Below are 26,205 nucleotides of genomic sequence, written 5' to 3' on the forward strand. Positions count from 1 at the left end.
TATTATCTTCTCTTTCTTGCCATATCTATACGCAAGAAGATAAACAATAAGATAGTAAAACCCCACAAAGAAGAACCTCCATAACTGAAAAAAGGTAATGGGATCCCGATTACTGGGGTTAAGCCAATAACCATTCCTATATTAATGGCGATGTGAAAAAATAATATACAAGCTACAGAATAACCATACACCCTTCCAAAAGTATTCTTTTGTCTCTCAGCAAGATATATTAATCTCAGTATTAGAGCTAGAAATAATGATAATACCAATACAGATCCAACAAACCCTTGTTCTTCACCTACTGTACAAAAAATGAAGTCAGTATCTTGCTCCGGAACGTATTTTAGTTTTGTTTGTGTACCATTCAGATAGCCTTTTCCGAGGAAGCCTCCGGAACCGATAGCAATCTTAGACTGATTGACATTATATCCGGCTCCCATCAAGTCTTCTTCCATTCCTAATGTAACCTTTATGCGCATTTGCTGGTGAGGTTGCATTACCTCAGTAAAAATATAGTCAATAGAACCTACATAGAGGATGCTGCCTATTGCAAAGGCAGCGATAAGTAGATAGGTTTTAGACCAAAACTTCTTAGCAAGTACAAGTAAATAAATAACTAATAGAGCAACAGAGGTGAGAGCTACTATTCCGAAATTTACTGGAGCCCCGGTGTAGTGCAATAAATAAGTAAGTCCATATAAAATCAAAGAACCTATTAGTAAATTTCTAGCTACTGTCTTTCCTTTTTCATAATTGAAAAATAAGTATAGGATACTAAATATGATGACCAATATGATTGTAATAAATTCTCCTAAAGAGATAATTCCCATATCAGTTTCTGAATATTTAAGCCCTACAACAAAGAACACAATGGCTGCAACAGCTATCGATAAAATCATCCCGGGTAATCCTTCTCTATACAACATCAAGATAAAAACAGAGTAGACCAAGGCAGAGCCAGTCTCTTTCTGTAAAATAATAAGTAGCATTGGTGCTAGTATCAGAGCTGCAATGATGAACAAATTCTTTGCTTTAAGCAACTTAAAGTTATATGTATTCATAAATCGGGCAAGTGCCAAGGCTACAGCGAATTTTGCAAATTCAGCAGGCTGTATCTGTATAGAATCTGTTAGTTTCAGCCAAGATCGGCTTCCTCTGGTATCGGTAGCAACAGCAATAGTTAGTATGAGTAACAGTATGAAAAATGCATATATATAGTACGCCAGAACGTCGTATAGATTGCTGTCTAGCTTTAATATGATAAATCCTAATACTAAAGATGTACCAATCCATACTAACTGCATACCAGCTCTGCCCGAAAGGTCAAACATGCTTGTAACATGCTCGTAATCATAACTAGCTCCATATATACTAAACCATCCACAGATGACTAATATAATATACAGACCAATTGTGATCCAGTCAAGACTCTTTTTTATACTTTCTTCTTCTCTCTGATACATTTACTTCTCGAGACTTACTCTGTTTAACTATTATTCTATTGTTGGTTTGAATGGTTTGATTCCATTACTATCTCCGGTTGATCCATCACTCTCTGTACTGCGCTTTTTGGTGTTTAGGTTGACAAAACGCTGAGGGAGTATCACCGAGTTTGCTATTCTATCTTCTATCCACTTATCACTTTCGGAAATTTCTCCTTTCAAATATTTTTGCATCATCAGTCGCCCTACAGGAACTCCAAATGTAGCACCAAAACCACCATTTTCTACAATAACGCAAATAGCAACCTTAGGATTATCTTTAGGTGCGAATCCCATGAATAGAGAGTGATCTCTACCATGTGGGTTTTCAGCAGTACCGGTTTTGCCACATACTTGTATGTCTGGTAATAAGTTCGCACCTCTACATGTACCCGAAGTAACGGCTTGTGCCATTCCTTCAACGGTGGCTTCGTAGTGTTCTCTCTTGATAGGAACTATATTCTTTGTTGTATATTCAGCTTCAAGAGGGGTATCTTGTATTTTCTTAACCACATGGGGAGTATAGAAAAAACCTCTGTTAGCAATCGTAGCAGCCAAATTAGCAACCTGAAGAGGCGTAGTCGTTATCTCTCCTTGACCTATGCTTATTGAGATAACATTAGATGCTCTCCAATTTTTACCTTTGTACCTGTCGTAAAACTTGCTGCTAGGTATAAAACCGGATGATTCGGAAGGAAGGTCTACTCCCACTCTACGACCAAATCCCATATCTGTCATATACTCATTCCATACATCCATTGCATCCTGTATAGTCGCATACTTTTGTCTGTTGCCTAGCATATTAGCTAATCCATAGCAGAAGAAAGAGTTACAAGATGTTGCTATTGCAGGAATTAAAGGTAGTGGCGAACCATGTCCATGACATTTAGGTCTACCTCCTAACGGAGGGTAGCCACCTGCACAGGAGAACATGGTAGAAGTATTTATTATATCTTCTTCAAGGAAGACTAATCCTTGAGCTACTTTGTAGGTCGATCCAGGAGGAAATATACCTTGTATTGGTCTGTTAATAAGAGGTTTTAGTGGATCATCGGCAAGCTGTTTGTAGTTTTTACTGAAATCTCTACCTAATAATAATGCCGGATCGTAAGATGGTGAGGTAACCATGCACAGTATTTCTCCTGTTTCTGGTTCTATCATGACAATACTACCTACTTTATTTTGCAGTAAATATTCGCCATAAGCCTGAAGTTCGATGTCGATGGATAATGTCAGATTTTTTCCCGAAGATGGCGCTACATCATGTGCTCCATTTTCGTATTTTCCTTGTATTCTTCCGTGAGCATCTCTTAACAGAACTTCAACTCCTTTCTCTCCTCGTAAATACTTTTCATAAGAGATTTCTATACCAGATTTACCTCCATAATCTCCACGAGCATAATAGCTGTCATTCTCCATCTGCTTTCTACTAACTTCGGCTACATAACCTAGAAGTAATCCCGCATTAGGATAGTTATATTGTCTGAGAGTTCTTTTTTGAATAAAGAACCCCGGAAATTTATAGAGTTTTTCTTGAAGGATACCGCTTTCCTGAGCTGTTAGCTGAGTCATAAACGTTTGCATTGTATAGGCTGAGTATCCTGGATTGAGGCGTTTATTCTTTACATCTGCTAAACGATTATCAAATTGCTCACGTGTAATATCTAAAGCCCGACAAAGTTCTAAGGTGTCGAATGGTTGTACTTGTCTTGGAATATAAACTAGATCGTAAGTCGGTTGATTATAAACCAACAAGCGATCTTCTCTATCGTACATCACCCCTCTTGCAGGATATAAAGTCTTATTAAAGAATGCATTGCCATCGGCAGATTCTTTGTAGGTGCTTTTTATTATCTGTAGGTTGAATAATTGAATTATATATATTAAGATAACTAAACTGACAACACTTCCTATGATATATTTTCGTTTAGTAAGGTCTATACTGTTTTTTGCCATGAGTTTTTCTTCTTAGTTGAGAATCCTTCAAATGCAAAAATAAGGATTGAAGTGAGAATCGTTGATGCTACTATTCTTAATAGCATAAGTTTTACATTGAAAAAAGAGAAAGACTCTATCGAGATAAGAGCTGCATGATGTACTAAAGTAAGAAGAATAGCATATTTCATAAAAGAGAATCCGAGCAAACCAAAACTAGGAGTCTGGTCTTCATAATCATCTGTCATAAAGAATAGTCCTTGCACAGGTCTGCAAAGAAAAGCCAACAAAGTGGTTGCTGCTGCATTTATTCCGGGTGTACTGCAAAGTAAATCGATACATAGCCCCAGGATAAAACCTAAAAGAAGAGTCATGTTTCTGTTGTAACCAACAGGTAGCTTCAAAATAAAATATATATAGCTAAATGGTACAGCATAGCCAAGGAAAGAGATTCTGTTAAGTACCAATACCTGTAGCAATACAAGTACAATAAACAAAATTGAGTATTTTATTACACTACTTTTTAACATTTTTCAGCTGCTCTTCTAATCCTTTTATTTCGTCATTAGTATTCTTTACTAAAACAACATTCTTGATAGAACCAAAATCTGTAAATAATTTGACTTTCAGACTGTAAAAGTTATCATCTGTCTCGCTCTTGATATCGTCAACTACACCAATAGGCAGATCTTCAGGGAAAAAGTCAGAATAACCACTTGTTACTATAGTATCTCCTATCTGAATGTCTTCATACTTAGGATATTCTGTTAATCTTGCATATCTGGTATCTCCACCATCCCAAACAAGTATTCCAGCTGAGCTTGAACCTTTTCTTTTAGAACTAAATCTGCTATTTGAGTTAAGTAGAGATTGAACAATAGATGAGTTGTCTCCTACAACTCTAACTATACCCACAATTCCACCGTTGTGAGACATGACTCCCATATCGGTACTTATGCCATCCGTAATACCTTTATTTATGATAATATAATTATCTAATAAAGAGATACTATTTTTTTGTACTCTTGCTATAACTGGAGCCGAAAGATGTGTATTTCGCTGAAAAATATAGTTTAGAGTAGAATCTCTTTTTATTGAGTCTCCTTCTATAGTTAGCAGATAATTTTTTAGCTCATCGATTTGACCCCGAAGTTCAGCATTACGTTCTAGTAATTCTTGATTATCTTCTATTAGTCCGAAGTAGGAAGATATATTCCCCGAAATAGAGTAAACTTTGTTGCTAACTTCATTCGAAGCTTTAAAGAATACGTTTCCCTGATAAGAGTTATTATTAAAAACTAAATAAAAACAGATTAGTTCAAGAAATATGAAAACGAACCATGAGCTATTTCTTAATAAAAAGTTAATAAGGTTGCGCATATATCTTATATCCCTTTAATCTGTTTTTATTTATCATATTAGAAAGTTGAAATCTACTGTAATATAGAGTAGGCTTCAACTTTTAATTATCTCATTAAGAAATTGAATTTCTCTATATTTTTAAGAGCAATGCCTGTACCTTTTGCTACTGCATGTAATGGATCTTCAGCTACGTGAAATTGGATACCAATTCTATCAGTAAAGCGTTTGCTCAAACCTCTTAACAGAGCTCCACCACCTGTAAGGTAAATACCGTTACGAACAATATCGGCATATAGTTCGGGAGGTGTTTGTTCTAAAGCACTAAGAATTGCAGAGTCCATTTTAGAAATAGATTTATCTAAACAGTGAGCCATTTCTTGGTACGATACAGGAATATCCATCGGCAAAGATGTCATACGATTAGGTCCATGTACAATGAAATCCTCAGGCATATCTTCTTCCGGCAATTCGGTAAGGGCTGCTCCTACTGCTATCTTAATATTTTCAGCAGTGCGCTCTCCTACTTTAATGTTGTGCTGACGTCCCATATATTCCTGAATATCTTCAGTAAGGTCATCACCTGCAATCTTAATAGATTTATTGGAAACAATACCTCCTAGAGAGATAACAGCAATTTCGGTTGTACCTCCACCTATATCAACAATCATGTTTCCTTCAGGGGCTTCAACATCTATTCCGATACCCAGAGCGGCAGCCATTGGTTCGTAAATCATATAAACATCGCGACCTCCTGCATGTTCGGCAGAGTCTCTAATTGCACGAGTCTCTACTTCTGTACTTCCTGAAGGAATACATATAACGATACGTAGAGATGGAGAGAATAAGCGACTTCTGCTATTGAACATTTTTATTAAACCGCGAATCATTTGTTCTGCTGCAGTAAAGTCTGCAATAACCCCATCTTTCAGAGGTCTGACAGTACGTATATCTTCGTGAGTTTTTCCATGCATTTGTCTTGCCTTCTCTCCTACTGCTATCACCTTGCCATTTTTACGTTCCAAGGCAATAACAGAAGGCTGATCAACAACGATCTTGCCATTATGTATGATGATGGTATTGGCAGTACCAAGGTCCATCGCTATTTCTTGAGTAAAAGAAAATAATCCCATATTTTACTATAGTTTATTAAAAAAGTAATTAATGTTTAAAATGGCGTACTCCTGTAACTACCATAGAAATATTGTGTTCATTACAATATTCTATAGATAGCTTGTCATTAATCGAACCTCCAGGTTGTACTACAGCAGTTACACCTACATTACCAGCTATCTCTACACAGTCTGGGAATGGAAAAAATGCATCGGATGCCATAACAGATCCATCTAGATTGAAGCCAAAAGAGTTTGCTTTTTCTATTGCTTGCTTCAAGGCGTCAACACGCGATGTCTGTCCTGTTCCTCCAGCGCATAACTGCTTGTTCTTAACAAGAATAATAGCATTTGATTTTGTATGCTTTACTAATTTGTTAGCAAAGATAAGATCTTCAATTTCTGAATCTAGTAAAGCTCTGTTGGTTACAAGTTCTAAATCAGACGCCGTCTGTATGCTTAAATCTTTATCTTGTTCCAAAACACCATTCAATAACGAACGGAATTGTTTTGTTCCGCTTAATCCTTGTTTTTGGACTAAGATAATACGATTTTTCTTTTGTTTTAATATTTCTAAAGCCTCATTGTCATATTCGGGAGCAATGATGATTTCGAAGAATATTTTATTGATTTCTTCAGCAGCTTCTTTGTCAATCTTTCTATTGCTCACAATAATTCCACCAAAAGCAGAAACCGGATCTCCAGCCAAAGCATCTTTCCAAGCTTCTACTACAGTAGGTCGAGAGGCAATACCACATGCATTGTTGTGTTTCAAAATTGCAAGCGTTGTATCATCGAATTCGCTTATCAAACTTACTGAGGCTTCTATATCAAGGAGGTTATTGTATGAAATTTCGCGACCATGTAGTTGATCGAACATAGCATTGAAGTCTCCATAGAAAGTTCCTTTTTGGTGAGGGTTTTCCCCATAACGCAGATGCATAGCATTATCTTCTGCATATCTGAAAGCCGAACCTTCATAGTTATCCATATAATTGAAAATAGCAGTATCGTAAGAAGAAGATACAGAGAAAGCTTCCTTGGCAAAGAATTTTCTGTCATTTATATCGGATACTCCATTTTTTTCTTCGATTAGCTTCATCAAAGGAGCATATTGTTGTTTTGATGCAACAATGATTACATCTTTGAAATTCTTAGCAGCAGCACGTATCAATGATATACCACCTATATCTATTTTCTCAATTATATCTTGTTCTTCTGCGCCCGAAGCTACAGTTTCTTCGAAAGGATAAAGGTCTACAATAACAAGATCGATTTCTTGTATGTCATAGGCTTTAATTTGTTTCATATCTTCAGGCAGTTCTCGGCGACACAGAATACCTCCAAATATTTTTGGATGCAACGTTTTCACTCTACCTCCCAATATAGACGGATAGCCTGTAGTATCTTCAACAGCAGCACATTCTATTCCTAGTGATTCAATAAAAGTTTTTGTGCCACCAGTAGAGATAAAGCGAACGCCTTGACTATTTAATTTTTTAATTATATCATCGAGTCCATCTTTATGATAAACCGAAACCAAAGCCGTTTTAATTTTTTTTTCTAAAGACATGTTATGTATTGATTTTCCGTTTATTTTTAGGGAAACAAAGTTATAAAAACTATTATTACTAGAGCCCTTTTTTAGATAAATTTTTAAGAATAAATAAGATGCGTAAAATATTACGTAAAAATCAGATGTTATTCTTAATTAATGTTTATATTCGTGAATATAGTTAACCTTTGAAGCAGATGAGATACTACATATTATTTTTATTTACACTTATTTCCGTTTTACTGCATAGTCAATCTCATAAGAGTGAAATAATATTATACAAATCTTTAAGTAAAGTAGAAAACAATAAACTAACAAGAATAGATACTATTGTCTTACAAATAAATGACCGAGCTGGCGACAATGATGTCAGAATCAGCATAGACTATACAAAAGGAGATAAATTATCTATAGGAAGTGCATGGATAGAAGATTTAGAGGGAAATATTATCAGGAAATTAAATAAAAAGGACATTGAAGACAGAAATTCGATCTCTGATATTTCTTTATATGAGGATGATTTTGTAAAAACATTTGAATTGAAACATAATGTATATCCTTATAGAATTGTTTACTCTTACAAAAAAACATTCTCTAAATTCTTTTCTGTATTTTCCATAAATTATGCAGAGAGTTTAACTCCCGTCAGAGAAGCTATCATTACAGTAGATGTAGATTCTAAAAAAGAAATTAAGTACAGACAAAGAAATGTGGATGATCCTGAGATTATTGACTCTTCGGGACGAAACAAATATATATGGAGATATACTTACAATCCTCCCGATAAAATAGAAAGGAATATTTCTATTAATAGGCAAGATGCCCCTTTCATTCAGGTATTACCTGTGAACTTTAAGTATGGAGTAGAAGGCAGTTATGAAAACTGGAAAACATTTGGGGATTGGATTTTTAATCTTAATAAAGGTAGATATGAACTGACAGATTCAGAAAAACAGAAGATTAATTCTTTATTGGCTGGAGTTGATAAGGATATAGAGAAAGCCAAGATTTTATATAAATACCTGCAAGACTACACCAGATATGTAAATGTTAATATAGATATTGGAGGTATGCAAACATATCCGGCCAGCTATGTGTGTACGAATAAATATGGAGACTGTAAAGCTCTCTCTAATTATATGCAGGCTATGTTAAAATATGCAGGTATTAAATCTTATTATACACTGATAAGAGCAGGACGTAGGATATTAGATATAGATACAAATTTTCCGGAACAAAAATTTAATCATGCAATTTTAACGCTTCCTATCGATAAGGATACTGTTTTTTTAGAATGTACATCAAAGAATACTCCGTTTGGCTATATTTCGAGTTCTATTCAAGGTCGGAAAGCTTTATTAATTGATGAAAGAAATAGTCGATTTGTAGATATTCCAACCAAACAGCTTAATGACGTGAAATGTACTCGTCATATCGAAGTAGATATTGATAATCAAAATGTAGACCTTCTTATAGAAAACAGAGGCTCAGAATATGAGTATCTTACATATCTACTAAAGGAAAAAAACAGAAATGTACTCGAGAAATATATTCGTGAGAATATTTTGCATGGCTCTTATGAACTACTAGACTATAGTATTGAAAAAGATGAATCTAAAGTTCCGAATATAGAACTTAAAGCTTCATGCAAAGTGAATAATTTATATAAGAAATATGGAAATAATCTGGTTTTAAAAATATTCCCAATCAATACACCTAAATATGAGTTGCCTGAAAACAGGACGCAGGATGTGAAAATTGAGCTGCCTGAATACTATTCTGATACTATAGTTTATGATATCGCAAACTTTGATATCGCAAAAGTTCCGAATGATATAAATATAGAATCAAAATATGGTCGGTATGAAATGACTATAAAATCAGATGAAAATAAAGTAATTGTATCTAAGTCTGTTATAATCTATCAGGGAGAATATAGTATATCTGAATATCAGGATTTCTTTAATTTTATCTTGTCTGTATGGAATAATGAACGGACGAACTTATACATCGAAATATTATGAAAAGAACTAGTGTTATTATTGTCTTACTAACCTTGATGCTAAAAGGTTATTCTCAGGAGAATTATACTCAAGAGGAAGGGAAAGTTACTCAGTATGAAATGAGTATGAAAGAATATGAGAAAGATAAAGATGCAGAAGCTCTTGTTGTCTACGATCTTGGAGATTATTATTTTCAGGGAGATATTTTGAATGGGTTACTACTGCATATGACAAAACATATAAAGATTAAAATACTGAAACAGGCTGGAGTTGAATATGCTAGTTTCGAAATTCCGTACTATATGGAAGGGCGAGATTGGGAATCTATTGAATATATTGAAGGTACAACCTTTAATTATGAAAATGGAGAATTATCGAAAACAGCTTTGACAAGTAAAAATATTTTTGAAGAAAAAGTTAATAATAATATAAGTGTTAAAAAGGTAACCTTTGCAGATGTAAGGGAAGGCTCTGTTGTTGAATTAAAATATAAGATAGTCACACCTTATTTCTATCATATGAGAGAGTGGCAATTTCAACGTAAAATTCCAGTAGTTTATAGTCAACTAAAATATAAGGCAATCCCTTATTATGAGTATGCATACTTAGTTAAAGGAACAGAGACGTTTGATGTTCAAACATCTGAATTATTAAATGATAATAAACAATTTGGTCGATTTACTTATAAAGAGAAAGAATTTACTTTCGGTAAGAAAGATATTCCAGCCTTTAGAGATGAGTTGTATGTAACATCAGCCAATGATTATATGATGGCTATTAAATTTCAGTTAGCTAAATATACTTTGCCTACAGGTGGATCTCAAGAGTTAATTACTACTTGGTCTGCGATGAGTGATGATTTTCTTAAAGATGATAGATTTGGAAAGTTTATAAAGAACAGTAAGAAAGAATCAAAAAAAATACTAGAGACATTAGATATTGCAGATAAGACTCCTATACAAAAAGTAGAGGTAATAGCTGACTATGTGAAGAATAATTATTTCTGGGATGGTTTCTATGGTAAATATGCTTCTGATAAACTTTCTTCGTTATTAAAGCAAAAGACAGGTAATATAGGGAGTTTGAATCTTTTTCTCATAGGTCTGCTCGAGGGGGCTGAAATAGAAGTATATCCGATCGTTCTCAGTACTAGAGGGCACGGATTGATAAGTATAAGTGCTCCTTTTACTCAATCTTTTAACTATGTAATAGCTATGGCTGTAGTTGATGGTAAGCCTATTTATATCGATGCTTCAGAACCATTATTGTATTACAATAGTTTACCTCCAAGATGTATTAATGTAGAAGGATTGGTTATAAAACCTAAATCGGAAGAATGGACACAAATGTTTCAACGAAGGAATTCTTTAGAACAGAAAGAATTTAAAATAACTATAAATTCAGAAAAAAAAGAAGCAAATGTGGGCGCTGTATTTTTTGGTACGGATTATGAAGCTTATAATTATCGAAAGATTTATATGGGAAAAGAAGATAATCTTATCAAACATCTTAAAGATAAAAATAATATAGATGTCAAGAATGGAGTAAAAGTAGTTCAGAATGATAAACTAAACAGACCTTTTGTTTTCTCTTTTGACTTTTCTTCGCTCATTGAAAGTTCTGCAGATAAGCTTTTTATTCATCCATATTTTAATATATCTATATCGGATAACCCTTTTAAGCAAAAAGAAAGAAAACTTCCTGTTGACCTGATGTTTATTCAAGGTGAGATTTATAAATCGAAGTTAGAGATACCTGAGGGTTATAAGGTTGAATATATGCCAGAAAGCTATATGGAAGACAATGATGTTGTTAAGATAGATTATGTCTGCCAAAAACATGATAATATTATAGAAACAAATGCTTACTATACATTAAAACGTAATATGTATAATGCTTCTGATTACGAAAGACTAAAACAATCTTTCGCCGAAATAATAAAACGATTTTCCGAAATGATAGTATTAGTCAAGGAATGATCAGTCCTAGATGATAAATTACAGCTTAAGTAGAATTACTTAAGCTGTAATTTATAATAATTAGTTTCTCTTTTCTCGAATCCTAACTTTTGATAAAGTTTGTTTGCTGCTACCCTACTTGGATTTGAAGTTAATTCTACCTGTACGACCTTTTCCTCACGAGCATAACAAATAGCAGCATCCAATAAAGCCTTCCCTACTCCTTTGCCTTGTGCTGAGTTGTCAACAACTACATCTTCGATATAGGCCTTTTTAGAAGTTGGAATAGTGAAGATATTGAGAGTCAATGCTCCTATTATTAAAGAATTTTCGGCTCTGGCAATAAATAGATGAGAATTCTTTTCAGCCAATAGCTGTTTAAGATACTCTTCATCTATCTGACCAAAATTACTTGTTAATCGAGGCATCAGGCGGTTGATGGCCTCTAGTAATTCATCTGAATATTCCTTAACTAACTCAATATTCACTTCTTTTTTCTTTTAAAAATGAAAGTTCTCTTTCAATATTTCGTAAATGCTTTCTTTATTGCCAACAATCCAAATGATGTCATCCTCTTTGAATACTGTTGAAGCAAGAGGGTTTATTTCGTATCCGGTACTTCTTTCCACTCCAACGACATAGCCCTTTCCTCTTTTACCCATTTCAGATTGCAGCAAGCTTTTCTCATATAATCCTGAATCCTTATCAATGATAAGAGAAACACATTTAATCTTAGAGTCCGGATCCTGATCTTGTTTTTTTGCAAACTGATGAATAGTCTTCAAATATGTCCGTTCAAGAGTTATTTGATTCTTATCTGAGGCTAATCTGTTTATTTGCTCAATATTACCAACTACTGTAATGTCATCATTTTCTAATAGAATGAACTCTCCATTAGGGAAATACAGGTCTTCCTTATTTCTAATAACATCAATAATAATCAAACCGTATCTTGATCTGAAGTCAGTATCTTTTAGTTTTACATTTTCATAATCCGACCCTTTGCCTAATTTGAATTTTCCTACATAAAGGTTTTGTTCTATCCAACTTTCGTTTTTGAGTTCAAATGTTGTAACGCCTTCATGTTCCTTATTTTTTATCCGTTTTTCATTAATGATTCTTTGATTGAAATTAATGACAAAACGGTATTCCATATTCCAGTATAATTTCAAAAGATATTTAGAGCGGAATAAGATTAGCAAAAGTGCGATTGCAGCAATAGCTGATACCCAGATAGGTACATCTAAGAATTTCCAGAATATGTAGTATACAAATCCGAATGCGATGATATATCTTATAACAATAAGAGTAGATAATATAAATCTGTATTTAACATCCTGCTTCCACAGTTTTAGGATAAGAAAAGGTTGTTCGCCACCTCTATATACCAATCCTTTAAGGATAGGTGATATAGCTATTAATGTGATTAATAAACATATAATATTAACCCATGGCCATCCTACAATAGTAGAAATATGAGGAAATAGGAAAGTAAAAGAGAGTAACACTATTGCTATTCCCAGAGAGATGAAAATAATGATATTAAACAGATAATTCTTTAAAAATTTAGCCCATAAAGATGTTGGCTCTGGGGATTCTAATTTTTTATCCTTAGCAAGAATGCTATCTCTCCACGAAGTAGGGATGGTTCTCATCATAAAGTCATAGGCAGCAGGACATACAGCCATCAGGTAAGGAGTTGTAAATGTTGTGATAACAGATACAGCAATAATGATTGGGTATATAAAATTATCAGCAAGTCCGTAAGCAATAGCAGTACCGGCCACAATGAAGGCAAACTCCCCTACTTGTGCCATACTAAACCCAGATTGCATTGAGACTAGCATCGACTCTCCAGATATACGAGCGCCCCATGTAGTAAAGACAATCTTTCCGACAAGAACAAGAAGTGTAATTAATATTATACTTTGATAATTATCTGTAACGATAGCTGGATCCATTAACATTCCTACGGATACGAAGAATATGGCTCCAAAGAAATCTTTGATAGGCTTGGTGACTCTTTCTATGTTTTCTAAAGCTACTGTTTCAGCTAAAATAGACCCCATAATGAATGCTCCCAGTGCAGAAGATAAATCTACTTTCGTAGCAAATACAACCATACCCAAGCAAAGACCAAGGGAAATAATTAGTAAAGTTTCATCATTTAGCCAGCGTCTCACTTTTTTTAAGAAAGTAGGAATAATAAAGATTCCGCAAACAACCCATACAACCATGAAGAAGACTAGCTTTCCTAAGCTCATTAATATTTCAGTACCTTCTATATGTTGGCTACTTACGGCTATCGTACCTAAGAATACCATTACCAGTATGGCAAACAGGTCGTCAAAAATTAATATTCCAAAAACAACTTCAGTAAAACGTTTTCCTCTATATTTTGGATCTTCGAAACCTTTGACTATTATGGTTGTAGAAGACAGACAGAGCATACACCCAAGGATGATACTGTCCCACTGACTCCATCCCATCCATGTACCGAGAAAGAATCCCGATACTCCGAGCCCTAGAGCAATCATAAGAAGAGTAATAAATCCAGTCTTACTATTACTCATCAGCTTTTTGAAACTAAATTCCAGTCCCATACCGAACAGGAGGAATATAACTCCTATTTCTCCCCAGATGTTGATACTATCTGTGTCAGAAACTGTAGGGAAAAAATTAAAATGAGGTCCGGTGATAAATCCGGCAATAATATATCCTAAAACAACAGGCTGTTTTAACCATTTGAAGATAATGGTTACAATTCCAGCTACGATTAACATAAAAGCAAGATCGCTAATAATCGGTGGCAAATGCGTCATAAAATTTTATATTTTATTCTTAAAAGCTCAATATTTATAAAAAATCTTTGCCAAATTTAATAAAAAAGAGGCAAAAATTCAAGGTTTTCATTCATCTATTTTGTTTTCTGTAGTCGAAAGATCAAGGGGTTATTCTTTTTGTAATTTATAAATAAAAGCTATAAGCTTTATGGTCTTATAGTTGAATGAAATAATAAACCTTCATAAGTTTGTCGCTTATAAAGGTTTATGTTTTTTATAAAATTATGATATTTATAAACTCTTGTACAAATAGAATTGAGTTTTCTATCTTATTAAGTTATTCTTGAAAATTAAAAATAACATTTTTTATTTATTACAAAGTCTTTCAATTAGCATTTCTGGTATTTCAGAAGGCTCTTTTGCTACTTTTACTCCGGCTGCTTCCAGAGCAGATATTTTCTCTTGAGCTGTACCTGATCCACTTGATATGATTGCACCTGCATGTCCCATTTGCTTTCCTACAGGTGCAGCCTGACCGGCTATAAACCCCACAACGGGTTTCGATACATGTTTTTTTATATATTCGGCAGCTTGCTCTTCTGCATTGCCTCCTATTTCGCCAATCAATACAATCGCTTCAGTCTCGGGATCACCTTGGAACATCTTTAATAATTCACAGAAATATAGTCCAACGACAGGGTCTCCTCCCATTCCTATTGCGGTAGATTGTCCCAAGCCTTTATTTGTGAGGTGATAAACAATCTCATATGTTAAAGTTCCGCTTCTGCTTATCACACCAATATTTCCTTTCTTGAAAATTTGTCCGGGTAATATTCCTGTCAGAGATTCTTCAGGAGACATCAAACCCGGACAATTTGGACCTATTAGCATTGCTCCTTTTGAATTAATGTAATGATATGCTTTCACGACATCTAAGGTAGGCACTCCTTCGGATATACATATGATTAATTGTATGCCTGCATCGGCTGCTTCCATCATAGCATCAGCAGCAAAACGGGCAGGAACAAAAATAATTGAAGTGTTAGCTTTGGTTTGTTCTACTGCTTCATACATGGTATTGAAGATGGGAATTCCTTCTACTGAAGTCCCTCCTTTTCCGGGAGAGGTCCCTCCTACTATATTCGTGCCATAAGCTTTCATTTTTTGAGTGTGGAATCTCCCATCTCGTCCGGTTATTCCTTGTACGATCAATCTTGTTGTTTTATTTATTAAGATGCTCATAATTCATTTTTTTTAGATATAAACTTAATCAGGAGATAAAGAATCAAACTTTCAGATACTTTTAACAGCCATACTAACAGCTTCACTCATAGTTTCTGCTACTTTAAATCGAGTGTTTTCTAATATTTTACGTCCCTCTTGTTCATTGGTTCCTGTAAGGCGAACGATAACAGGAATATCTGTTTTGAGTTGATCAAATGCTTTGATTAGCCCTGAAGCTACATCATCGCAACGAGTAATTCCTCCAAATATATTTATCAAAACAACCCTAACTTGAGGGTCTTTTAATAGTAATGTCATTGCATCTATTACCTTTTGAGGATTGGAGCTTCCACCTATATCTAGAAAGTTAGCAGGAGTTCCACCATATAATTTGATCATATCCATTGTTGCCATAGCTAACCCCGCACCATTCACCATACATCCTATATTCCCCTCCAGATGGACATAACTGAACCCTTTCTCTTTAGCATTAGCTTCTATTAATTCCTCTTCTGTTGGCTCAAAGAATTCTTGTAAATCGGGTTGTCTATAAAGGGCATTATTATCAAACATCATTTTTCCATCTATAGCAATTAATTTATTTTCGTCAGTCAGGACTAAAGGGTTGATTTCTGCTAACGAAGCATCTTTGTCTATAAATAATTGGTATAGTTTCTGTATTATCTGCCCAAGCTGGGTGACTAAGTAAATATCATCTAAGATGGAAAGAGCAAACTTACGGGCAAGAAAATCAGGTATGCCTATACTGGGATCTATCGGAAATTTATATATTTTATCCGGCTTTTTTACAGCCACTTCTTCTATATCCATTCCCCCTTCGTCGCTTAGGATTAATACAGCCGATTTCGCATTACGATCTATGGTAAAACTTATATAATATTCGGATTTGATATTTACAGCTTCACTTATAATTACTTTCCGAACGGGTAGATTTTTTATGCTCATATTGAGGATAGCCTCAGAATATAACTTTACTTCGTCTTTTGTCTTGGCTAATTTAATCCCTCCAGCCTTTCCTCTACCACCTGTAAGGACTTGGGCCTTTACCACTACTCTTTCAGTGGGCATTGTATTGTATGCATTCAACGATTCTTCAGAAGTTTTACTCAAAATGAATTTTTCTACGGGAATTCCATAAGAATAAAATAATTGCTTGGCTTGATGTTCGTGTATTTTCATGGACTTTTAATTTTGAATTTATTAAAAGATATACTATTCCTGTCTTTTTAACACGTTGTTGGGGTATAAAGTTCTATAAGTTAATAGGTTTTGTGAATTTCTTTTTGATAGCGAAAAATATTATGCTTTTATAATTCTAAGTTGAGGCTATATAACTAATAAAAAAGCTTTTCAAAAGTGATATTAAGTTAAGAGATGCTTTATAAAAAATGAGAGTTTCTACATTTGAAAAATAAAAAGGAATCAAATATGGTACAGTCTAAAATTATAATAGAAGCATTAAATCCGGTAAATAAATCTAATATTGATACTATAATACATTCCATTTCTAAAATGGAAGGAGTATCATCTGTGGGTTTAAATTTTGATGACCAATATAAATTTATTTTTTATGTTGATTACGATGAAGCTTTACTTCAGGCTATCAAAGGACAGATAAAATCGTTATTAATGTTTTATGGGTCGGTAATTTTAACGATGAAAGAGGGATAACTAAGACTAAATAAATCTCTATCAGTCTGTAGTAGCGATTAAGAGTATATTTGTATTTATCTCTATTTTTGCTAGCTACCTATAGTGAAGCAAGGTATAGTAAGCTAAATCAAAAAAGAAGATTTCAGCTATAAGTTTTATCTGAGAATATAGTTTATAAGAAGAAAGGGTACTAACTTCACAGTCAATACCCTTTTAGTCCTTTCACACACACATAGCAAGGACTTATGTACATTTAATGATTGTCGTTTCGAATATATTGTTAATATATATTCATGTTTTATGATCTGAGAATTAAATAATGTAATGTATTTGTGTTGAACTTTGCTTCAAAGGTCGAAGAGTCTCTATGTTTATTTAAAGTAGTATATTAACATAGTTATTACTTTTCCTATTCTATAATATTATCATGTTGAATTTCACTTGTCTTTTTTATCGGTTCAGATGATTTCACAGTATCATCTTTCTTGCATCTTATAGGGTAAAATCCTGTATTCCCAACCCAAAAGCCTACTGAATTTTGATCGGCCAGGAGAGTAAAAGAAAGTTGTTTATTGCTTGATAAGTAGATTCCTCTTTCTCCTACCCATTTAGACTGAAGTCCCCTAATATTACCGTTTTCATCTAAACCATTATCGAAATATATCCATCCTAATAATGGACTATCAAATCCCCCTTGCTCAGTTGTCCGACTAGCACCATTGGGTGTATACTCTCGTGATTGCATATTATACCCAAAATTCTCATTTACTTTACTATGAGCATATGGACAAGGGTTATAGTAAATAATATCGCTTAGAAAATCCCATTCTTCTTGTGTTGGTAGATGCCAACCATTAGGGCAAATACCTTGCCCTTTGGTAGCTTCACTTGCATATTCAGGAAGTGTTGATGTTCTTGCTGCAGCATGCCAATTATATACATAACCATGCTGGGGATGATTAAGAAAATATTCTTCATCGTATTTGGGATAGTAATAACGAGCTTGTGTATGCTCAGGAGTGTACTGTTGCACAGGCAGCCCTTTAGAAATGTTTAAATCAGTAGTATTCCCATCAGGCCATATCTCAGCTCGTAGATTTTCTAACATCCACCATCCGGCATCAGCAACTCTTCCGTCAGGTAGTACATATTTGAATCTACCTACTTTATACTGTACAGGTTTAGCAGGATCACGTTCATCAATTAAAATATCTGTTTCACTAGGGAAAACTCCTTTGGATAGAGGCATCCATTTACTTCCATCCCACACTTGAACTCCTGGATAGAGTTCTTCACAAAAATCAGTATTCAGATTGTATACAACCAAGCCTATATGGGATGCATCCTCTTCATTTTTCTTCCCATTTATATTGTTCTGATAGTCTGAATCCTCTATAAACATGGGATATAAGTTGCCTCTATCTGTCAAGTTGACCCTCGGCAGCCCTAACCCTTTTGACGAATTAGCCATAGTATTTGTATTTTGTTTAAGATCAAGGAGTGCTCCTTCAGAGGGTTTATTCCCTGATCCAATGGTAACTTGTGCATTTAAAGAAGAAGTTTGTATTAACAAAATAGTAGTAATGCTCATTAGTTTTAAGTAAAGTCTATTCATCTGTATCATATATTTTATTATTGTGTGAGTTTTGATCTAATAACAAGGTGTTTCGGTGTTAATATTGTTATAATTTATATCAGATGCTAAAGTAGAAATTGAGGAAAATACATATCATCCATTACTTCAAAATATATTGCCATCACGACAAAAGGATATATCATTAGGGCAATTTAACATACCATTACTTCAATCTGCTTATATTCAGTGTTATTTTTTCTATGTTGATAATCAGTTTGAGCCATTATATTTTGTCATATTTGTAATATGGTTACAGAAAGAATACACACACATATATGTATACAATGAAATTTAATAAATGGGTAATAGTCCTTATACTATTCTCTTTTACAACAATCTGTTCTCTTTCAGCTCAAACTGATAGTTTACTATTGCAGAAAATAGATAAAGCTAAGGGTGAAAGAAAATTGGAACTAATACTTGAACTTGCTGATATTTATGCTAATACTGAAAAGTTGTTGGATATTTCTAAACAGATAGAACAAGAGGCTAAAAGTCAAAAGAATATGGAATATCTAGCTAAAAGTTATCATGTAAGAGCTAGTTATTACATGATAACTAGTAGTTCTGATAGTGTTATATTTTATGTTAGACTGGCTGATCAAACGTATGATAAATACAATATTAAAAATACATATTTAGGTTATTACTATTTAAGTATCTTATACTTAAATATGGGATGCTATGATTTAGCTATTTATAATCTTAAATATTATTTAAAAAATAAGGTTGATAAAGCTAATGATATTGATGCTTATAATTTATTAGGAATTGCTTATATTTTATCAGAGGAGTATGATTTGGCACAGGAAAACCTGGAAAAAGCAATAAGCTTATTTAAATTAAGAGACGATGACAGTTCACAAACCTTATTAAGACTGTACGACCCTTTAGCAGGTTTGTTTTACTATAAGAAAGAATATGATAAAGCCCTGGAAATTTGTGTAATAATGGAAGATTTTAGTAATAGAAATGAGAAAATTCTGCCAGAAGCGGTATTTAATCTTTATCAGTTTAGAATAAATTTAATATATGCAGGTGTATATATTGGAATGAGAGATACCGAAAAAAGTAAATCACATATTGATAAATCTAAACACTATGCAGATCTGATAGAGTATGAAGCTGGTCAATATGAATTAAAGGGAATGGAAGGAGAATATTATGCTTTATTGAAAGAATATGATAAAGCTTTAGCTTATTTTGATGAATCTTTGCTTTACTTCAGAGAGAAGGAGCCCAATCCAGAAGTTTTTTTTGAAATAACAAGACAGAAAATTGATGTTTTAAAAATAGCAGGAAGGTTGGATGAAGCTCTTGAATTACAATCTGATTTTATTCATTATAAGGATTCGGTTTCCAAAAAAAATATTCCCTTACAAATATCGGAGCTGTCAAAGTCATATGAATTAGAAAAAGCTAGTATAGAGAAAGTGAAAGATAAAATTAAACTAGAAAGAAGTCAGATGGTAATTATAGCGCTTCTTATTATTACTATTTTGCTTATATCAATACTTTATATTGTGAGACGTAATACTAAATCTCTGAAAGAAAAAAACAAGATGTTATATAAGCAAAGAGAAGAAGTCGATGCATATATAAAGATGACAAAATCTACTGTTTCAACAACAAATGCAGAAGAGATATTAAGTAAAGAAAGTAGTATATTTAATAAGTTGGAACTGTATATGAATGAAGAGGAAGCATTTAGAAACTGTGAATTGAATAGAGAAGAAATAGCATCTATATTAGGAACGAATAGACAATATTTAGCTGATGCTGTGAAAGCTGAAACTGGAAAAACGTTCATGGATTATATAAATAATTACAGATTAGATTATGCTCGTCGTCTACTTATTATTGATAATACTATTCCTGTAACATACATTATACGTGACTCCGGTTTCTCCTCAAATACTACTTTTTATCGACTTTTTAAAGAAAAATTTGGAATGAGTCCCAATGAACTGAGAAAAATAAAAGTCGAAATAGAAAAAGGAATAATATAAAACTACAACGATCTAAAAAAGAAAGATTAGAAATTATTTTCTAATATTTCAATGTACTTCGAGGTTCCTGGCGAACCTCAAAACTATACTTTATTCACTTTCAAAGTAAAATATACAAATTACAAAGCATTGACAATCAATATTTATTTACTTTTCGCAGATAATAAGATAAAACTAAATAAAACTTTGGTTGTGCAAGGTTGTGCAAGTTAAAAGAAAAATAGTTATCTTGTGTAAAATTAAACACTACAATATCATGGCTACTTTAAGATTGTTCTTCCGCTCATCTAACAAGAAAGTTAAACATGTAAATCTACGAGCAAGATTTAGCATAGATCGAGACAGCCAATTTTATGCAACATTGCAAACTGTTGTAAACATTGAAAAATGGGATAAAGACAACCAACGTTTAAAACTGGAGAGTAAACCGAAAGACTTCCGCTCCTACTCTATTGAGGTGCAGAACGATATTATAGATAAAATAAATATTGCCAATGAAAAACTAATCGAAACTAATGATCTACTAAGTAATCTTAGTGACTATGTTACAACCTCTTACAACAACCACACAGGCGAATTCGGGAGCGACTGGCTACAAAAAGTCACAGATTCATTTTATAGTAGCTTAAAACCTGCTATACCTCAGATAACATACACACTAAACACTTTCATATCATCATATATCAATGATTTAGAAACAGGGAAAAGGCTAAAAAAACGTTCAAATAGAAAAGTTAGTGAAGGTACCATAAAAAGCTACAAAGGCTTTCATTCTCAATTAAAAAACTATCAAGAGACTAGAAAAGTTATAGTAGATTTTGATGACATTACGATGGATTTTTATAGAGACTTCACTAATTATCTACTCTTTGATCGTAAATATTCTGCAAACACTGTGGGAAGAATGATTAAAGTATTAAAGACAGTCATGTATGCAGCAAAAGACATGAAACTTCACAATAATAGAGAGATAGAAAACAAAGACTTTGCCGCAAACTATGAAGATGTAGATAATGTTTATCTTTCGGATGAGCGTGTTAATATACTCTATAACATGAATTTATCAGACAATATTGCATGGGAAAAGGTTCGAGATATATTTATAGTAGGTTGTTTGACTGGACAACGTGTTAGTGATTATAAGCGGATTAATTCCAGGATGATAGTTACCTTATCTAATGGGCTGGAATACATTGAACTAAAACAAGAAAAAACAGATAAGACCGTTTATATCCCTTTGGATTGGAGAGTTAAAACTATACTAGACAAATATAACGGAGAACTACCTAAAACATACGACCAAAAAATAAACGACTACATAAAGAAAATATGCGAAAAAGCAGGGTTTACAGAACTAGTTGATATAACGCAAAATAAAGCGGGGATGGAGGCAACCACACCGAAACGCTTTTGTGATCTAGTAAAAACACACACTGCACGTCGTTCTTTATGTACCAACATGCAAAAGGCAGGCTGCAAGCTGTCAGATATTATTGCTATATCAGGTCATGAAAGCGAGGAACAATTAAAAACATATTTGAAATTAAATAACAAAGAAAAAGCCATGTTAGCAGATAGCGGATATTTTCAACGTGTAGAGATGAAAATAAAAGCAGCTAATTAGACTTAGTTTGACGCTATAAACCATACTTGCATCATATTAAACAATTTTGTATATTTATAATAGTTAGATAAGACAATAAAATAAGAGACACGATACAGTCCAATATTCCTTTAAAAGGGGGTATTGGACTTTTTTTTATTTATAAATACAAAAACAATAATGAGCAGTGAATTAAAAACATTAAAAGAAGTATGTGAACTAATGCGAGTTAGTAAAGGAACCATCTACAATTGGATGAATGAGGGGCGGATTAATTGCGTAAAAATCGGAGGGCGGGTACTATTCGAACAATCAGAAATAACCAGAGTGATTGAAAGTAATAGAGTTGTTAATCAATAATTAATAAAAAGAGGGAGATATGGCAGATAATAGGGAAATGATATTAATTAGTTACAATAAGGAAGAATTGCTCCAGATGATAGAAGGAGCCGTTTTAAAAGCAATAGAACAGAATAAACAGGACAAAGAAGCAGATCAGTATTTAAGCAGGCAGGAGACTGCAGCTCTGTGTTCTGTCACTGTCCAGACATTAAACAACTGGGTTAATGCTGGTAGAATAAAAGCACATAAGATCAATGGGCGAGTACTATTTCGGAGAAGTGATATTGATGCTGCATTAATAGAGAAAAAAATACTAAAACACTAACACATGACACAAACAAAAAAGGGAGCAAAAGCCCCCAATTCCACACAGAATAAAGATAGCTATACTTCCATTCAAAAACAAATGGTATTAAAATACTTTCGGGAGCATACCACCACGATGTATAAATGTGAGAAGGACACAGGAATATCCCGTCCAAATATCTGTAGATACATTGCAGAATTAGAGAGAAGGGGATTAATAACAAGACTAACCAAAGCAGTATGTCCTATATCGGGACATATGGCACATTATTTCACTACACAAAAATAAACCGTATAAATACATGAGTATAGTTTACCTCAAAGATGTTGAATCGTCTGCGGTCTTGGAAGCCCAGCGAGATCGAGAGCGATTAGATGAATTAGGCATCAAATCACCTGATATTTCTAAGATGTATAAGTTGAAAATAGATAGCCAAACTATGTTCTATTTCGGCAACAAACAGAAAAGGGAAGCATTTATTTCTAAATACTACAATAGACGAAAAAAGATATTTGAGTTTGACAAAGATAAAAATATAAATGATGATGAATAGCAATAACACTTTCGCTGAATATAAGGAGCGCAAACAAAGAGAAGGCAAACTGCCAGTGATCAATGATATGGAGTTATCACCGGAAGAAATAGTTAAAAGGAAATATGAAGAGTATAAACAAAAAAAACGCAGAGAAAATGAAAAACAAGATCACATTTAAAAGAGTTGAATTACCACAACAATGGATAGATGAAGCAAAGAGGTCATCTTACAAAGAGAGGCTTATAAGCATAGAAGATAAGCTAAATAATGACATAAAGGAACAGATAGAGACTGAAGGACTTGAATTTAGCTTAACTCTTATAAATAAGATGAGAGGCTCAAATGACGCTATTAGAGTCGAAATGAATAAGGCTTATCTTGATTATACTAAGACTTTGAAGTTTATTCCAAAAGCAGAAATGCAACGAGTTAAGCAATCATTTGATGATATAGCCAACAGACTAGAAAGTATTAATATCTGGCTGTTTAATCAATTACAGTCTATTCCGATTAGATTGGTTGAGGTTAAAAATCGTATAATATTCGATTTAAAAGAAGTAGAACAACATATCGAAACTATCGGAGTCAGAAGCTTCACAGATACAGATAGAGAGTATGTGAAGCTATTGAATGAAGCAACCGAAACACTTGTAAAGGTCAGAAACTTTGAGATCGAAAACGGCTTTGCAGAGTATAGCACAAAAGCACTGCACGTTATTCCTAGTCTAATGGAAGGACTTGCTCCTATGTTTGTCGCTTGTGGATTGAGTACAGATGCGACGCAAGGAATTGTGAACTTGCAGTATATCATAAATAATACACACCGCATATTAGTAGATCAATAGCAATCGTATGGGTGGGGGTGATCCCCTTTTCACCTCCTCCCATATCGCACTTTCTACTGAGAAAAAGATTTTTTACTAAAACCTATATTAACACGACATGACCGAAAAAGAAACACTTATATCTAAACTATCCGATTTAGAGAAGTTCGCTTTGATAGGCTATATCTATACCAATGATCGCATTAATGCTTACTTAGCCAGTAGAGGCAAAAAACTCACAGCCAACAAAAACAGTCTAAATGTGCAGTCTAGTAGGTGGATCAATAGCCCTGAAGTTCAAGCTTTTTTAGACGTAGAAAGAGCAAGAAGGTTCACAGCTATAGAACAAAGTACGGCTGAATCAGATACACGCAGCAAGGATGATGTTATTCGAGAGTTGAATCTATTAGCTAATCAAGAAACTGAGCCGAGAAGGAAGTCTGAGATATTGATGAAACTTGCAGACCTTCAGCAGATGAAAAAGCAAGATGAAGAAACAGAAGAATCTAAAGTCAGCTTCTACAGACCGCTTAAGTGTAGCGAGTGTATACTTTACAAAAATGCTAAAAACGAATTAAATAAAGAATAATGAGTAAGAACTATTTTGAAGATGCTCTGGACTTTTCAGAGGATTATAAACCCGTGAAATATTGGGAAAGTAAAGATATTGAAATGATCTGGTTTACTCGTAAACAGCTAAACCAATTTATAAAACACATAATAGAATCCGAAAAAACTAAAACAGAAAAATAATATGGATATTTTACAAATGATAGATGAGGGAAAGCTAATCAATGCAAATCAAGAAACATCCCTCCAGATGTTTGATGTACAGATCAAAGGTAAAGATTATATTTATTTCCAGATAGCTGGCTATGACAAAAAAATGGATTTATCTGTAAGTGCATGGCATTGTGTTGATACCGAAGATGCTCGAAGATTTGGAGAGTTTCTTATTGATTTTGCCAACAAGTACGAGCAAAAAGAAGAGAAAGAAGTAATAGTCACAGAAGTAGAGAATGAAATAATAAAAGAATAATGAATTTTAGTGAGAGATATAAGAAGGCTATAGAGACGGACAAACAGATCGAAAGTCTTGAAAAACTCAAGGCGGCAAGATTAAAAGTTGTCGATTCCTCATCCTCTAAAATAGAGGACGAACTAAAAGAACTTAAGAATATCCGTCAAACACTACCGCCTAAAGTGAACGAATTTCCAAATTCCCCACATTTAGGAAAGAATGTCGCTTTTTGGGCTGGGGGTAGTTTGGAGTCTGCATTCAATGCTCTGATAAATTATAAAGATACAAGTAATACACAAGGTAGAGAGGTGGCAGGATGTGTTATCTCTCACGAGGGTGGACTAGTGGCAAATAACGCTTTTATTCGAGGCACTATAATGGCTACAGATGGAGTGTTCTCAGGAACAATCTATGCTAACGAAGGACGATTCAGTGGAATGGTTTCAATTGCTAACGGAAAGATATTACTCAATACGGATGGTTCGGGACAGTTGGCTAGTGGGAATATACGTTGGGATAAAGATGGAAATATTCAAGTTGTAGGGAAATATCAAAGTAAAACTTCAGGCAATCGGTTTGAGATAGACCCCGAAAATGAAAGTTTATTTATGTATGACAATCACGGGAATGTCTCTATGCGGTTATGGTATAGCGAGAATTTATCCCTGTTACAATTCTTTTTTGGAGATGAGGCTACCACCCAGATTAACGCTGCTGGCATTTATTTAAGAAAAGGAAGATTGATCTTAGATTACGATCATATGGATACATCTGACCCAAAATCTAAAGGGGTAGTCTGGAGAGACGGCACCGATTTAAAAATATCGGCCGGTTAATTTTCTTT

The 26,205-nt window shown here is 33.8% G+C and carries 25 protein-coding genes; 14 read left to right on the forward strand and 11 right to left on the reverse strand.

The features are described 5' to 3' along the window. Positions 1-2: 2 nt before the first annotated feature. The 6 genes from rodA to purH form a co-directional block, all read right to left on the reverse strand. A complete protein-coding gene (gene rodA / locus DHU68_RS13075; protein WP_108823450.1) occupies positions 3-1,463 on the reverse strand; it encodes a rod shape-determining protein RodA in 1,461 nt (486 codons plus the stop codon). A 30-nt stretch (positions 1,464-1,493) separates the two neighbouring features. Then, positions 1,494-3,437 carry a penicillin-binding protein 2 gene (gene mrdA / locus DHU68_RS13080; protein WP_108823451.1) on the reverse strand — a complete coding sequence of 648 codons (1,944 nt, stop codon included), beginning with the start codon at positions 3,435-3,437 and terminating at the stop codon, positions 1,494-1,496. After that, a complete protein-coding gene (gene mreD / locus DHU68_RS13085) occupies positions 3,419-3,913 on the reverse strand; it encodes a rod shape-determining protein MreD (protein WP_255412510.1) in 495 nt (164 codons plus the stop codon). Before mreD ends, mrdA begins: the two co-directional genes overlap by 19 nt. Positions 3,914-3,932: 19 nt before the next feature. Beyond that, positions 3,933-4,796, reverse strand: a complete 864-nt coding sequence (mreC, locus tag DHU68_RS13090) for a rod shape-determining protein MreC (protein ID WP_108823453.1) — start codon at positions 4,794-4,796, stop codon at positions 3,933-3,935. An 86-nt stretch (positions 4,797-4,882) separates the two neighbouring features. Then, on the reverse strand, positions 4,883-5,908 hold the full coding sequence (locus DHU68_RS13095; protein WP_108823454.1) for a rod shape-determining protein: 1,026 nt from the start codon (positions 5,906-5,908) through the stop codon (positions 4,883-4,885). Positions 5,909-5,936: 28 nt separating this feature from the next. After that, complete coding sequence (purH, locus tag DHU68_RS13100) at positions 5,937-7,460, reverse strand: bifunctional phosphoribosylaminoimidazolecarboxamide formyltransferase/IMP cyclohydrolase (RefSeq protein WP_108823455.1); 1,524 nt, start codon at positions 7,458-7,460, stop codon at positions 5,937-5,939. A gap of 179 nt (positions 7,461-7,639) precedes the next feature. On the opposite strand from purH, the gene DHU68_RS13105 reads away from it, so the two are divergent. Together DHU68_RS13105 and DHU68_RS13110 are read left to right on the forward strand one after the other, a co-directional pair. After that, positions 7,640-9,466: a DUF3857 domain-containing protein gene (locus tag DHU68_RS13105; protein WP_108823456.1), complete on the forward strand. Its 1,827-nt coding sequence runs from the start codon at positions 7,640-7,642 to the stop codon at positions 9,464-9,466. Beyond that, complete coding sequence (locus tag DHU68_RS13110; RefSeq protein ID WP_108823457.1) at positions 9,463-11,424, forward strand: DUF3857 domain-containing protein; 1,962 nt, start codon at positions 9,463-9,465, stop codon at positions 11,422-11,424. Before DHU68_RS13105 ends, DHU68_RS13110 begins: the two co-directional genes overlap by 4 nt. Positions 11,425-11,459: 35 nt before the next feature. On the opposite strand, the gene DHU68_RS13115 is transcribed toward DHU68_RS13110, so the two are convergent. The 4 genes from DHU68_RS13115 to sucC form a co-directional block, all read right to left on the reverse strand. Then, positions 11,460-11,891, reverse strand: coding sequence for a GNAT family N-acetyltransferase (locus DHU68_RS13115; RefSeq protein ID WP_108823458.1), 432 nt, complete (start codon positions 11,889-11,891; stop codon positions 11,460-11,462). A 12-nt stretch (positions 11,892-11,903) separates the two neighbouring features. Beyond that, on the reverse strand, positions 11,904-14,225 hold the full coding sequence (locus tag DHU68_RS13120; RefSeq protein WP_108823459.1) for a cation:proton antiporter: 2,322 nt from the start codon (positions 14,223-14,225) through the stop codon (positions 11,904-11,906). Between the two features lie 327 nt (positions 14,226-14,552). Continuing rightward, entirely contained in the window at positions 14,553-15,428 is an 876-nt protein-coding gene (gene sucD, locus DHU68_RS13125; protein WP_108823460.1) for a succinate--CoA ligase subunit alpha, read from the reverse strand. Between the two features lie 51 nt (positions 15,429-15,479). Further along, positions 15,480-16,610, reverse strand: coding sequence for an ADP-forming succinate--CoA ligase subunit beta (gene sucC / locus DHU68_RS13130; protein ID WP_108823461.1), 1,131 nt, complete (start codon positions 16,608-16,610; stop codon positions 15,480-15,482). A gap of 249 nt (positions 16,611-16,859) precedes the next feature. Between sucC and DHU68_RS13135 the strand changes: the two genes are divergently transcribed. Continuing rightward, the gene (locus DHU68_RS13135; protein WP_108823462.1) at positions 16,860-17,102 is read left to right on the forward strand and encodes a hypothetical protein; all 243 of its coding nucleotides are present in this window, start codon (positions 16,860-16,862) and stop codon (positions 17,100-17,102) included. Between the two features lie 391 nt (positions 17,103-17,493). Here DHU68_RS13135 and DHU68_RS13140 read toward each other — a convergent pair whose 3' ends face one another. Beyond that, on the reverse strand, positions 17,494-18,699 hold the full coding sequence (locus DHU68_RS13140; RefSeq protein ID WP_160111136.1) for an FISUMP domain-containing protein: 1,206 nt from the start codon (positions 18,697-18,699) through the stop codon (positions 17,494-17,496). Between the two features lie 305 nt (positions 18,700-19,004). On the opposite strand from DHU68_RS13140, the gene DHU68_RS13145 reads away from it, so the two are divergent. From DHU68_RS13145 to DHU68_RS13185, 11 genes are all read left to right on the forward strand, one after another. Further along, entirely contained in the window at positions 19,005-20,729 is a 1,725-nt protein-coding gene (locus DHU68_RS13145; RefSeq protein WP_160111137.1) for an AraC family transcriptional regulator, read from the forward strand. Between the two features lie 256 nt (positions 20,730-20,985). After that, entirely contained in the window at positions 20,986-22,353 is a 1,368-nt protein-coding gene (locus tag DHU68_RS13150; protein ID WP_108823465.1) for a phage integrase SAM-like domain-containing protein, read from the forward strand. A 159-nt stretch (positions 22,354-22,512) separates the two neighbouring features. Next, entirely contained in the window at positions 22,513-22,692 is a 180-nt protein-coding gene (locus DHU68_RS13155) for a helix-turn-helix domain-containing protein (RefSeq protein ID WP_108823466.1), read from the forward strand. Between the two features lie 19 nt (positions 22,693-22,711). After that, positions 22,712-22,999 carry a helix-turn-helix domain-containing protein gene (locus tag DHU68_RS13160; protein ID WP_108823467.1) on the forward strand — a complete coding sequence of 96 codons (288 nt, stop codon included), beginning with the start codon at positions 22,712-22,714 and terminating at the stop codon, positions 22,997-22,999. Between the two features lie 283 nt (positions 23,000-23,282). Next, positions 23,283-23,534 carry a hypothetical protein gene (locus DHU68_RS13165; RefSeq protein WP_255412511.1) on the forward strand — a complete coding sequence of 84 codons (252 nt, stop codon included), beginning with the start codon at positions 23,283-23,285 and terminating at the stop codon, positions 23,532-23,534. Beyond that, a complete protein-coding gene (locus DHU68_RS14195) occupies positions 23,524-23,694 on the forward strand; it encodes a hypothetical protein (RefSeq protein WP_160111138.1) in 171 nt (56 codons plus the stop codon). Before DHU68_RS13165 ends, DHU68_RS14195 begins: the two co-directional genes overlap by 11 nt. Beyond that, positions 23,672-24,361 (forward strand): hypothetical protein, encoded by a 690-nt coding sequence (locus DHU68_RS13170; protein WP_108823468.1) that lies wholly within the window; start codon positions 23,672-23,674, stop codon positions 24,359-24,361. The genes DHU68_RS14195 and DHU68_RS13170 overlap by 23 nt, the downstream gene beginning before the upstream one ends. A 97-nt stretch (positions 24,362-24,458) precedes the next feature. Further along, complete coding sequence (locus tag DHU68_RS13175; protein WP_108823469.1) at positions 24,459-24,929, forward strand: hypothetical protein; 471 nt, start codon at positions 24,459-24,461, stop codon at positions 24,927-24,929. Next, positions 24,929-25,093 carry a hypothetical protein gene (locus tag DHU68_RS14200; protein WP_160111139.1) on the forward strand — a complete coding sequence of 55 codons (165 nt, stop codon included), beginning with the start codon at positions 24,929-24,931 and terminating at the stop codon, positions 25,091-25,093. The genes DHU68_RS13175 and DHU68_RS14200 overlap by 1 nt, the downstream gene beginning before the upstream one ends. Position 25,094: 1 nt before the next feature. After that, positions 25,095-25,379, forward strand: a complete 285-nt coding sequence (locus DHU68_RS13180) for a hypothetical protein (RefSeq protein WP_160111140.1) — start codon at positions 25,095-25,097, stop codon at positions 25,377-25,379. Continuing rightward, positions 25,379-26,197, forward strand: a complete 819-nt coding sequence (locus DHU68_RS13185; RefSeq protein WP_108823471.1) for a hypothetical protein — start codon at positions 25,379-25,381, stop codon at positions 26,195-26,197. The genes DHU68_RS13180 and DHU68_RS13185 overlap by 1 nt, the downstream gene beginning before the upstream one ends. Positions 26,198-26,205: the final 8 nt, after the last annotated feature.

This window comes from Dysgonomonas sp. Marseille-P4361, from assembly GCF_900343125.1.
Taxonomy (GTDB): domain Bacteria; phylum Bacteroidota; class Bacteroidia; order Bacteroidales; family Dysgonomonadaceae; genus Dysgonomonas.

Excerpts from the sequence above, each read along its gene's own strand:
- rodA (WP_108823450.1), bottom strand. The coding sequence starts at position 1,463 with ATGTATCAGAGAGAAGAAGAAAGTATAAAAAAGAGTCTTGACTGGATC.
- mrdA (WP_108823451.1), bottom strand. The coding sequence starts at position 3,437 with ATGGCAAAAAACAGTATAGACCTTACTAAACGAAAATATATCATAGGA.
- mreC (WP_108823453.1), bottom strand. The coding sequence starts at position 4,796 with ATGCGCAACCTTATTAACTTTTTATTAAGAAATAGCTCATGGTTCGTT.
- DHU68_RS13095 (WP_108823454.1), bottom strand. The coding sequence starts at position 5,908 with ATGGGATTATTTTCTTTTACTCAAGAAATAGCGATGGACCTTGGTACT.
- purH (WP_108823455.1), bottom strand. The coding sequence starts at position 7,460 with ATGTCTTTAGAAAAAAAAATTAAAACGGCTTTGGTTTCGGTTTATCAT.
- DHU68_RS13105 (WP_108823456.1), top strand. The coding sequence starts at position 7,640 with ATGAGATACTACATATTATTTTTATTTACACTTATTTCCGTTTTACTG.
- DHU68_RS13110 (WP_108823457.1), top strand. The coding sequence starts at position 9,463 with ATGAAAAGAACTAGTGTTATTATTGTCTTACTAACCTTGATGCTAAAA.
- DHU68_RS13120 (WP_108823459.1), bottom strand. The coding sequence starts at position 14,225 with ATGACGCATTTGCCACCGATTATTAGCGATCTTGCTTTTATGTTAATC.
- sucD (WP_108823460.1), bottom strand. The coding sequence starts at position 15,428 with ATGAGCATCTTAATAAATAAAACAACAAGATTGATCGTACAAGGAATA.
- sucC (WP_108823461.1), bottom strand. The coding sequence starts at position 16,610 with ATGAAAATACACGAACATCAAGCCAAGCAATTATTTTATTCTTATGGA.
- DHU68_RS13135 (WP_108823462.1), top strand. The coding sequence starts at position 16,860 with ATGGTACAGTCTAAAATTATAATAGAAGCATTAAATCCGGTAAATAAA.
- DHU68_RS13140 (WP_160111136.1), bottom strand. The coding sequence starts at position 18,699 with ATGAATAGACTTTACTTAAAACTAATGAGCATTACTACTATTTTGTTA.
- DHU68_RS13145 (WP_160111137.1), top strand. The coding sequence starts at position 19,005 with ATGAAATTTAATAAATGGGTAATAGTCCTTATACTATTCTCTTTTACA.
- DHU68_RS13150 (WP_108823465.1), top strand. The coding sequence starts at position 20,986 with ATGGCTACTTTAAGATTGTTCTTCCGCTCATCTAACAAGAAAGTTAAA.
- DHU68_RS13155 (WP_108823466.1), top strand. The coding sequence starts at position 22,513 with ATGAGCAGTGAATTAAAAACATTAAAAGAAGTATGTGAACTAATGCGA.
- DHU68_RS13160 (WP_108823467.1), top strand. The coding sequence starts at position 22,712 with ATGGCAGATAATAGGGAAATGATATTAATTAGTTACAATAAGGAAGAA.
- DHU68_RS13165 (WP_255412511.1), top strand. The coding sequence starts at position 23,283 with ATGAGTATAGTTTACCTCAAAGATGTTGAATCGTCTGCGGTCTTGGAA.
- DHU68_RS14195 (WP_160111138.1), top strand. The coding sequence starts at position 23,524 with ATGATGAATAGCAATAACACTTTCGCTGAATATAAGGAGCGCAAACAA.
- DHU68_RS13170 (WP_108823468.1), top strand. The coding sequence starts at position 23,672 with ATGAAAAACAAGATCACATTTAAAAGAGTTGAATTACCACAACAATGG.
- DHU68_RS13175 (WP_108823469.1), top strand. The coding sequence starts at position 24,459 with ATGACCGAAAAAGAAACACTTATATCTAAACTATCCGATTTAGAGAAG.
- DHU68_RS14200 (WP_160111139.1), top strand. The coding sequence starts at position 24,929 with ATGAGTAAGAACTATTTTGAAGATGCTCTGGACTTTTCAGAGGATTAT.
- DHU68_RS13180 (WP_160111140.1), top strand. The coding sequence starts at position 25,095 with ATGGATATTTTACAAATGATAGATGAGGGAAAGCTAATCAATGCAAAT.
- DHU68_RS13185 (WP_108823471.1), top strand. The coding sequence starts at position 25,379 with ATGAATTTTAGTGAGAGATATAAGAAGGCTATAGAGACGGACAAACAG.